This window comes from Pseudomonas sp. PS01301 (genome assembly GCF_029960215.1).
Lineage (GTDB): Bacteria > Pseudomonadota > Gammaproteobacteria > Pseudomonadales > Pseudomonadaceae > Aquipseudomonas > Aquipseudomonas coleopterorum.
Map to the genome: position 1 here is coordinate 1 of NZ_JASCPM010000075.1, position 10,347 is coordinate 10,347.

5 protein-coding genes and 1 rRNA gene are annotated in these 10,347 nt (G+C 60.9%); 3 read left to right on the forward strand and 3 right to left on the reverse strand.

Annotated features, from left to right (window positions below):
- On the forward strand, positions 1–5,871 hold a 5,871-nt coding region (locus QMX89_RS21970; RefSeq protein ID WP_282349868.1), incomplete at its 5' end, for an immunoglobulin-like domain-containing protein.
- A 122-nt stretch (positions 5,872–5,993) separates the two neighbouring features.
- Positions 5,994–6,332, forward strand: coding sequence for a hypothetical protein (locus QMX89_RS21975; protein WP_049858986.1), 339 nt, complete (start codon positions 5,994–5,996; stop codon positions 6,330–6,332).
- 73 nt (positions 6,333–6,405) lie between these two features.
- Here QMX89_RS21975 and lapD read toward each other — a convergent pair whose 3' ends face one another.
- Both lapD and lapG read right to left on the reverse strand, forming a co-directional pair.
- A complete protein-coding gene (lapD, locus tag QMX89_RS21980; RefSeq protein ID WP_282349869.1) occupies positions 6,406–8,358 on the reverse strand; it encodes a cyclic di-GMP receptor LapD in 1,953 nt (650 codons plus the stop codon).
- 11 nt (positions 8,359–8,369) lie between these two features.
- Positions 8,370–9,032 carry a cysteine protease LapG gene (gene lapG / locus QMX89_RS21985; protein ID WP_282349871.1) on the reverse strand — a complete coding sequence of 221 codons (663 nt, stop codon included), beginning with the start codon at positions 9,030–9,032 and terminating at the stop codon, positions 8,370–8,372.
- Positions 9,033–9,291: 259 nt separating this feature from the next.
- On the opposite strand from lapG, the gene QMX89_RS21990 reads away from it, so the two are divergent.
- Positions 9,292–9,996, forward strand: a complete 705-nt coding sequence (locus QMX89_RS21990) for a GntR family transcriptional regulator (protein WP_282349870.1) — start codon at positions 9,292–9,294, stop codon at positions 9,994–9,996.
- Between the two features lie 48 nt (positions 9,997–10,044).
- Here the strand turns inward: QMX89_RS21990 and rrf are convergent.
- Positions 10,045–10,160 (reverse strand): 5S ribosomal RNA (gene rrf / locus QMX89_RS21995).
- Between the last annotated feature and the right edge of the window lie 187 nt (positions 10,161–10,347).

Genomic DNA, 10,347 nt, shown 5'->3' on the forward strand with positions numbered 1-10,347 from the left:
TCGAACAACCAGACCATCACCATTCCGGTAGGTCAGACGTCGGGCACTGTGTCCTACGTCGTCGGCAACGACGTGTACAAAGGCGCCGACAGCGTCAGCACCGCCATCACTGGCGTGACCGGCGGCAGCTACGAGCAACTGGCCCCGAACACCACCCCAGTCGTGACCCAGGTCAGCGATGTGATCGATGTCACCACCATCAGCCTCAGCGGCGCTGCGTCGGTGACCGAAGGTGAATCTGCGAACTACACGTTGACCCTGAGCAATCCGACCAATGTCGATACGAAGTTCACCCTGAACCTGAGCTACGGTGGCAGCGCGACAGGTGCCGACTATCGGGGCACGGACACCATCACCGTGACCATCAAGGCGGGTGAAACCACCGCCAACTTCCAACTGCCCATCGTCGATGACGCCCTGGTCGAAGGCCGCGAGAACGTCGTAGTCACCATCGCCAATCCAACCGGCAGCAACTTTGAAAGCCTGGTGGTCAACCCGCAGGCCGCCAGTGTCAACACCGTCATCATCGACAACGATGCGCCGGTGGTGGGCGACAATGGCGACAACAAGGGCGTGGCTGGCAACAAGCTCAGCGGCACCGAAGACAATGCCGTGGCCTTGGACTGGGCTTCGTTCAACGTCCAGCCAACTGCCAACCCCACCCTCGACCTGGGCATCAAGTTCACCAGCCTGCCGGCGAACGGCAACCTGCAGTTCAACGACGGCAGCGGTTGGAAAAACCTCATCCAAGCAGATCTGGGCACTACCTTCAGCAAAGCCGACATCGATGCCGGCAAGCTGCAGTTCGTTCCAGTAGCCGACGAGTCGGGTAGCGATGCCTATAAAAACGCCGGTACCGGTGACCAGCACAGCGACTACGCCAGCTTCACCTTCACCCCGACGGTCGATGCGCTGGTGGGCAAGCCTGGCACGGTCACCATCGATATCAAGCCGGTAGCCGATGCCCCGATCCTGAGCCTGACACCGGACTACGTCGTTCCGACCGGTCTGATCAAGTACACCTACACGGGTCTGAAAGGCCTGGGCACCAATGGTGAAGGCGCTGATCCAGCACTGATCAAGTCCACCATCGAAGCCGCCAACCGGCCTCAGGGCGTGGTCATCTCCAATGTGGGTGACACCAGTGTCGTCCAAGGCACCGGTACCAAGGTCACCGGCTTGATCTTCCTCGAAGCTGGCAAGACCTACACCTTCAGCGGCAAGGCCGACGACGGTCTGCTATTCAACGTCGGCGGCAAGGACTTGGCCACTGCGCATTGGGGACCAGGCTCTTCCCCTAACGCGGGTGTTTTCAGCGGCACCTTCAAGCCCACGGAAACCGGCTATTACAGCCTCGACCTGTATCACCACAACCAGAATGGGCCCGGTAACTACACCCTGAACCTGTCGGTCGACCAAGGCCCAGCCACTGCGATCGGTAAGAGCGGAGCGCTGCTGTACACCGACATCGCCGACCTGGTGAACCAGGGTATCAAGGTCACTCCGCACGTCGACGGCAACGGCGATGGTTACTACGCCGGTTACGAACTGAACCACGGTGCCGAAAACACCGCGATCCAGTTGAGCACCATCAACGTCACCTTCGGCGACACGCGTGATGGCTCCGAACTGCACGTGTTGCAGATCAGCGGTATCCCGGCAGGTGCAGAGCTGCGTGATGGCGCCGGCCATAGCTACGTTTCCACGGCTGGTGGCACCGGCACGGCCGATATCACCAAATGGGATCTGAAAACCCTGACCATCACGCCGCCGACCGATTTCAACGGCACGCTGGCGCTGACCGTCAAGGCCACCGCCACCGAGAACGCTGACCCGGCCAACCCTGCGTCGGTCACCCAGAAGCTCAACGTCATCGTCGACGCCGTGAACGACGCGCCCGTGGTGGCCATGGATGAACGTGTGGTCTTCAACGAAGGCTCCGCACAAGCCGTCCATCTGGTCACAGGCCTGAGCATCAGCGACAAGGACAACACCGTTGGCGATCAACTGCAAAGCGCGAAGATCGTCATCCACAACACCATGGCCGGTGACACCTTGAGCTCGGCCTTCGCAACCGGCAACGGCACCACCACTCAAGGCATTGCCTACAAGGTCGCAGGCGTGGGCAGCGATGGCACCATGACCATCACTCTGGAGGGTGCCGCAAGTCGCACTACCTATCAGGACGTGATCAGTTCGATCATGTTCAAGGCAACCGGCGAGCACCCGGAAAGCACCGTGCGCCAAGTTTCGGTCGAAGTAACCGATACCGGCGTGCAAGGCAATGGTGCAAACGCTGCGACCTCGGTCGTGGCCAACAGCGTGATGATGGTCAAGCCCGCCGTGGTCGTGACTCTGTCGGCCGACCCACAGGCCTTCGAAGGCGGTGTGATCAAGTACACCGCCACCCTGACGGACCTGCACGGCAATGCCGTCAACGCTCAGGACACCATTCGGGTCGACATCGGCAACGGCGCGAGCATCAGCATCGCCAAGGGCGCCTCGGCAAGCTCGACCACTGTCGATGCGCCAGCGGACGACGTGTACAAGGACGCCGATTCGGTCAGCCGTACCATCCAGAACGTGAGCGGTGGCGGCAACGTCACGCTGATGCCGAGCACCACGCCGGTCAATGTGCTGGTCAACGACACCATCGACGCTACCAAGGTCAGCTTGAGCGCCACATCGGCCGTCAACGACGGCGGCGTCATCACCTACACTGCCACCCTCGACCACGCGGCCGACAAGGCCGTGAAGCTGCTGCTGTCGAACGGTCAGACCATCGACATCGCGGCCAAGGCTACACAAGGTTCCGTTAATTACACGGTGGCCAACGATGCTTCGCGTGCCGGTATGATCACGGTCGCCGTCACCGGTATCGCCAACGCCGCCGATGGCAAGCCGATCGATGGCAACTTCGAAAAACTCCTGTACCAGGATGCATCGGCCAGCACCACTGTGACCGGTCCACAGACCACCATCGGTATCACCGGTGCCGAGCGGATCACCGAAGGCCAGTCGGCCATCTACACCCTGACCCTCAGCCACGAGACCAAGAGCCCGGTCACCGTCACCCTGAGCTATTCGGGCAAGGCGGCCAATGGTGCCGACTTCCAGGGCCAGACCACCGTGGTCATCAACGCCGACAAGTCGTCTGCGACCTTCCCCATCAGCGCCCTGAGCGATCAGTTGCGTGAGGGAACCGAACAACTGGTCGTGACCATCGACTCGGTCACCGGTGGCAACTTCCAGAGCCTGACGCCAGACCCGGCCCACGCCAGTGTTGCCATCAACATCATCGACAACACCCTGGTGGCCGACACCGCCACGGTCGATGAAGGCGCCACCCTGAACGGCAACGTGCTGACCAATGATCGCGACGGTGACAACAGCCTGACCGTGGCCAAGTTCAGCATCGGCGACACCAGCTATGCCATGGACGCCAACGGCCATGCCTCGGCGTCGGTCACCGCCATCGTGGGCAACCAGTCGGTGACGGTCGGCAATCTGACCATCGCCGCCGATGGCAGCTACACCTACACGCCGGCCAAGGGTTACGAGCACTGGAGCGGCACCGTGCCAACGGTCAGCTACACCACCAATACCGGTGCGGTCAGTACCCTGGACATCACCGTGGCGCCAGTCAGCGATACGCCGCTGCTGAGCGTTGCCAACCCAACTTCGTGGACACTGTCCGGCGACGCCAACACCGTCACCAGTGGCCAGGTCAGCCAGTTGGGCGAAGCGTGGAAGACCCACAACGCCAACAACTACATCGAGGTCAACCCGTACAGCGTCTACAACGGCACCTCCAGCAGCACCAAGGTAATCGAGCTGGAAAGCAACGTGGGCGACGCCAGCGACCTCTACACTGTCGTGGCCAACGCCAAGGCCGGTTCGCTGTACACCCTGGACTTCGACTACTCGCCACGCAAAGGGCATGAAGGCGATTCCGACATCAAGGTCATGTGGGGCGACAAGGTGGTCGCCGTGATCAACGGCACCACCGTTGGCATGGTGCACTACAGCCTGCAATTGCCAGTGGACAGCACCGCCAGCAAGACCTTGACCTTCGCTTCGGTGGACAAGAACTCGTTCGGCGGCCTGCTGGACAACATCACGCTGTCCACCACCGGCAACACCGGTGTGGCTGGCAAGGCGATCGCGCTGTCCGAGATCACTTCGCAGCTGGTCGACCGTGACGGTTCCGAAACCCTGACCACGACCATTTCCAACATCCAGGCCGGTGCCACCCTCAGTGACGGCACCAACAGCTTCACCGCCAGCAGCACCGCCCAGGTTGCGGATGTCAGCAAGTGGGACCTGTCCGCCTTGACGCTGACCACTGCAGCCAATGCACCTGTCGGTGACATCAACCTGAAAGTCAACGCCAGCGCCAAGGACGGTACCGCCGTCGCTGCAGCGGCTGCTGAACAGACCCTGACCGTGCACGTGGTGGAGGCCAAACAGAGCTACAGCGCAATCACCGGCAACGCCGGCACCGAGACGCTGGACGGCACCACCGGCCGCGACATCATCGTCGGCGACGTGACACCGACCCAGACGCAGAACGGCGCCAGCTACAACATCGCCTACATCCTGGATCGCTCCGGCAGCATGAAGGACACCCTGGCCAGCGCGAAGGATTCGGTCGCGAACGCGGTCCAGCAGCTTTCGCAGAACCTGGGCGGCGGCACGGTCAAGGTGACCATCGTCGACTTCGGTACCGACGCGCAGCAAGGCACTACGCTGACGCTCAAGGCGAACATGTCGTTGGACGAGATTAAAAAAGATCTTGGCCTCAATGCGATCACCGCCAATGGTGGTACCAACTACGAATCCGCGTTCTACAAGGCCGCGACCTGGTTCAACGGGACCGAAGCCACCAGCAACACCGGTGCCGTGAAGCTCAGCTACCTGATCACCGACGGCGAACCCACCTACTACCTGGACACGGCCGGTAATCGTCAAGGCGATGGTCGCACCACCAACAGCGCCGTCGTCGAGGGTTCTGCCGAAGGATTCGCAGCCCTGGCCAAAGTATCGACCGTGGAGGCGATCGGGGTTGGTAACAACTCCAACAGCGCCACCGTGGCCACCTTGCAGAAGTTCGACAGCGATGGCGAAGTGCAGACCAAGATCGATGTCAGCAATATCGCTGCCGCACTGAAGAACAGCATCATCACCGCCGGTGGCGACACCATCAACGGCGGCGAAGGCCACGACATCCTGTTCGGCGACACCATCTCGTTCACCAAGGCGGGCGTGACCACCGAGGGTACGGCAGCCCTGACCGAGTACGTGAAATCGGTCACCAACGCAAGCTCGGTCACCTCCGAGCAGGTACACGACTACATCACCAAGCACGCCAGCGACTTCAACGTCGGGCCTGCCAGCTCCGAGGGCCAGGCCGGTCTGTTCACCGTCGCCAAGGGGGGCAACGACTTCCTCAACGGCGGTGATGGCGACGACATCATCTACGGCCAGCGTGGCGATGACACCCTGCGTGGCGGTGCCGGCAACGACGTGCTCTTCGGTGGTGCCGGCAAGGATACGTTCGTGTGGAAAAGCGGTGACGTGGGTACCGACACCATCAAGGACTTCAGCCATGCCGAAGGCGACAAACTGGATCTGTCCGACCTGTTGCCATCGGATGCCGAAACCAACCTGGCGAACTACCTGAAGCTGAGCACCGACACGGCTGGCAACTCGACCCTGCAGATCAGCACCAAAGGTGGTATGACGTCGGCTGCGGCCACCGTCACGCCGGACGTCACCATCAAGGTCGACAATGCGCACTGGGGCAGCGGTACCGATGCCATCAAGTCGCTGATCTCCGGTGGCGACCTGCTGGTCAAGCACCACGATTGATGCCATCGGCAGCCAGCCCCGACGGGTCGGCTGCCGTCAGCATCCATAGTGTCGGAATCCGTGTAATCTCTGCCGAGGCTGCCCTGCAGTCTCGGCAGGTTTTTTTCGATGGGAGTGTTTCGATGTTCTACGTACAACGCGATCGACAAGGTGCATTGATCCGTGTGGAGGCGGCACCCTATGCCGAAGCCACGGAAACCCTGCCGGCCGATCACCACGAGATCCAGGCGTGGTACGCCAACGATGTGGTCGAAACCAGCCTGAAACAGCTCAAGCAGAGCGATCTGGACATGATCCGGGTACTCGACGACCTGATCCAGGTACTGACCAGCAAAGGCATCATTCGCGTGACCGACCTGCCAGCGGCGGCCCAGGCCAAGCTCAAGGATCGTTCCAGCGCGCGGGTGGCGCTGGGTGGTTTGAACCAGCTGATCAACGACGACGAAACCGGCCTGATCTGAAGCCTTCGTCCCTCCTCACCACCGCGCCTGCAAGTGCACGGTCAGAAGCTGAACGAAGGCCTGTGCGGCAGACCTAGCCTGCCTGCCAGGGCCGCGGCTCGCCCACCAGCTGGCCCTGCACACCGGCAATCCCCATCTCGCGAATCACCTGCAACTCCCCTTCCGTCTCGACCCGCTCGGCAATCAGCGGCAAGTCGATGCTGTGCGCCGCCCGCTGAATGGCCTCGATGAACAGCCGCTTGTGGCTCTCCTGATCGATGGCGCGAATGTAGCTGCCGTCGATCTTCAGGTAGCCAAGGCCCAGATGGGCCAGGTTGCCGATCATGCTGAAACGCCCGCCGAAGCGCTGCAGGCTCAGGCTGTAGCCCAGGCTGCGTAGACGTCGCGTGAACTGCTCCAGCACGCTCTGCTCGGGGATCTGCTCCTCGCCGATTTCCAGGATCAGACGCGGGCCCAAGGACGGATACTGCGCCAGTCTTTCGAACAGCGCTTCCAACGCCTGCGGATCACTCAAGGTCGCCGCAGACAGGTTCAAGGCGAGCGTGGCGTCGTGCTTGCGCAAATGCTCCAGCACCAGCTCCAGCATCAGCCGATCCAACCGCGCGGACCAGCCGAAACGCTCCAGCCACGGCAGAAACCGTCCCGCTGCCACAGCCTGGCCCTGCTCGTCGATCAGCCGTGATAGCACCTTGTGGTGAAGCACCTGCTGGGTGTCCGCGCTACTCACCACCGGTTGGAAGTACAGCTGGAAGCGGCGCTGGCTCAGAGCGTCATCGAGCAGGGTATGCCAGGCGTGGTGATCATTTTCCACCGTCGCCAGCGCCCGGTGCTCCAGACACACCCAGCAACTGTCCCCTGGCCCCTCGGCTTGCGCCAGGGCTTCGTCCGCCAGCTTGAGCAAGGCGTGCGGGTCATCACCCGGGGTGTACGGTGCGAGCCCCAAATGGACCACTGGCAGCAGATCGGTGGCGCCGGTCTGGGCCAGGCTGCGCAGGTTCGCATCGAGCGCCTGTGCGAGCTGCTGGGCCTCCTCGCGCACCATGCCCGGTGCCAGGATGGAAAACTCGCCACCACGGCTGCGGGTGATCAGGTTCTGCGTCTCGGGGTAACCTGCACAGGTGCGAACCAACTGCTGACTCACCGCCTGGAGCAACTGGTCGGTCCGCTGCCCGCCCAAGCGTTGGTTGAGGCCTGCCAGATCGTTGATACGTAACAGCACCAGATACCCGGCGCTGGCCTCTTCCAGATTGCTGACGCGGGTGTGCAACTGCATCTCGAAGTAGCGTCGGTTGGCCAGTCCGGTCAGGCTGTCCTGGTACGACTCGATACGCAGCCTCTCACTGCGTACGGTTTGCTCGTGAAACAGCGCCTTGAGCTTTTCCACCATCTGGTTCATGGCCTGCACCACGCGTCGCAGCTCGGGAGTGCGGGGCAGATCGGGCAGGCTGAGGAACTCCCGGCGAGCAATGGCGTGCGACTGCTCGACCATGTAGTCCAGCGGTTTGAGTTGGCGACGCAGTAGCAGTGCGCCCAACGCGGCACTCACAGCACCGCACAGCAACAACCAGCCCAGACTGCCCAATGCGCCCTGCCACAGCTTGGCCACAGCGAACATGGGGTGACTTACCACCTCCACCCGAGCCGCCTGCTCCCAGCCACGGCTGACGATTGCGTCACCACCCGCCGGGGCCAGATTGATCATCTTCACGAACCAGGCCGGCACACCACTGCCATCCGGCTCTGCGGCTCGCTCGACAATGACGCTGTCATCCGCCAGATTGACCACACGAATGCTCGCATAATAACCGCTGTCAAAGATCGAGCTGACCATCAGTTCGACCATTGCCGGGTCATCGATATTGGGCGTGAGCGACAACGCCAGCGCCGTAGCCGCATCCTGGGCGTGCGAACGCAGCTGATTGACGTACTGAGTGCGCGAGCTCTCAAGGCTGACCATGAAGCTGCCAGTGAAAGCCACCACCAGAAACAGACATATCGCGATCAACAGCTGTTTGAACAGAGACATCGTTGCTCCACTTAATGATCCGGGCTTTCCGGAAAGCCTTCTGCGGCCATTTTCTTCAGCACGTCCTGCCAACGTGACAGGCGTTTGGTATCCCCTACCTTCCTGTTGCCGCCCGCGCCGGTGAGCCACAACCCCTCACCGTTGAAGGCATACACAGGCAGCAGGTCCTGACGCTGGCTGGCAGGCAGGATAGGGTCCATCAGGCTGTCCAGTACCAGTGGCATGGCAGTCGGTGTGGCGTAATAGGTGAGCACCATGTGCGCCCGGTTCTGTCGCAGGGCCTTGACGTAGGTGATGCGCAGCTTGTCGGCAGCGACGCCCAAATGACGCAGGCTGAAATACTTGGCGATCGCATAGTCCTCGCAGTCGCCAGCGCCCTTGAGCAGCGACTGCACCGGCGTTGCCCAGTAATCCACCTCATGCCACAGATCGAGGTCCTCCCGATACCGCAGCTGATGATTGAAGAACTGGTTCACCACTTCCAACTGCTCGCTTTCGCTCAGTGGCTTTTGGGTGGCCAGCAATCGTTGCCACGCATCGATACGCTGCGCGCCCTCACCCAAGGGTCCATACAAACTCTCGGCACGGCGACTGATCTGATTGAAATCCCAATCGGCACGAAGCCCACCCAGCAAGGTAACCGCCAGGGCCAAGGCAATCGCGAGACAGCGCACCGTCTGTAGGTACTTCAACCGTGTAACCAACGTGTTCGATCCGCCGGGGACGCATTGCAGCCCACCATGGTGCGGGGGCGCTGAATAAAAAACAATGGCACGATGAAATCACTTTCGCGAGGTTCTGGGCAGTCTTTTCGTCGCCACAACGTTGCCCTTCGTCTGGCTGCCGGCTTCCCAGACGGTTATTCAAAAGCGCCGCCTTTCAATGTGTAACTGGTTGCGTCAGGATGTCGCAAAATAACAGAGGCTGTTTGGCGTGACTGAAAAAACCACTGTGCTGGCCAGCATTCTGGGCAGTGAACAGGTGCCTGCGCATCTGGCGCGCTCGGTGATCGAAGAAAAGGTTCGTGCAGCGATCTACGATGGACGCCTGCCCTGCGGCATGGCCATCCGGCAGCAGGAACTGGCTACACTGTTCGGCGTCAGCCGTATGCCGGTGCGCGAAGCCTTGCGTCAGCTTGAGGCACAGGGTCTATTGAAGGTCGTGCATCACAAAGGCGCTGTGGTGGCTCCACTGGTCAATCATGACTCAGTGGAAACCTATGCCTTGCGCATGCTGCTGGAATGCGAGGCCCTGCGCCTGTCGATTCCGTTTCTGGAGGAATCCGACTTTGCCTATGCCCAGGACTGTATCGAACGCCTGGAGCTAACTGGCGACTACGTCGAGATCAGTCAACTCAACCGCGCCTTCCACTACACGCTGTACAAACGCGCTGACAATCGCCGGCTGTTGCAGTTGGTAGACGAGGGGTTGATTGAAGAGGAGCGCTTCCTGCGCTTCAACCTGGAAGCCATGGGTTTGCGCAAATTGGCACAGGATGACCATCGACAGCTGATCGAAGCTGCTCGGCAACGTGATATCCCTCTTGCAACCCAGTTGCTGCGAGAGCATCTGCAACGCGGCGTCGATGCCATTACCCGCTATCTGGCGAATGCCCAAGCGCAGGATCAGCAAGGCTGAAAAGCAAAAACCCCTGTCTGCGTCAGCAGACAGGGGTTTTTTATTCAATCTTGACGATGACCTACTCTCACATGGGGAAACCCCACACTACCATCGGCGATGCATCGTTTCACTACTGAGTTCGGGATGGGATCAGGTGGTTCCAATGCTCTATGGTCGTCAAGAAATTCCGTGTGCCGGGCTGGCATGGCCAGCCTCAGCGAAATATTGGGACTTCTACTTATAGACAAAACCCCTACCTGCTCACGCAGATAGGGGTTTCGGAATTGAATCTTGACGATGACCTACTCTCACATGGGGAAACCCCACACTACCATCGGCGATGCATCGTTTCACTGCTGAGTTCGGGAT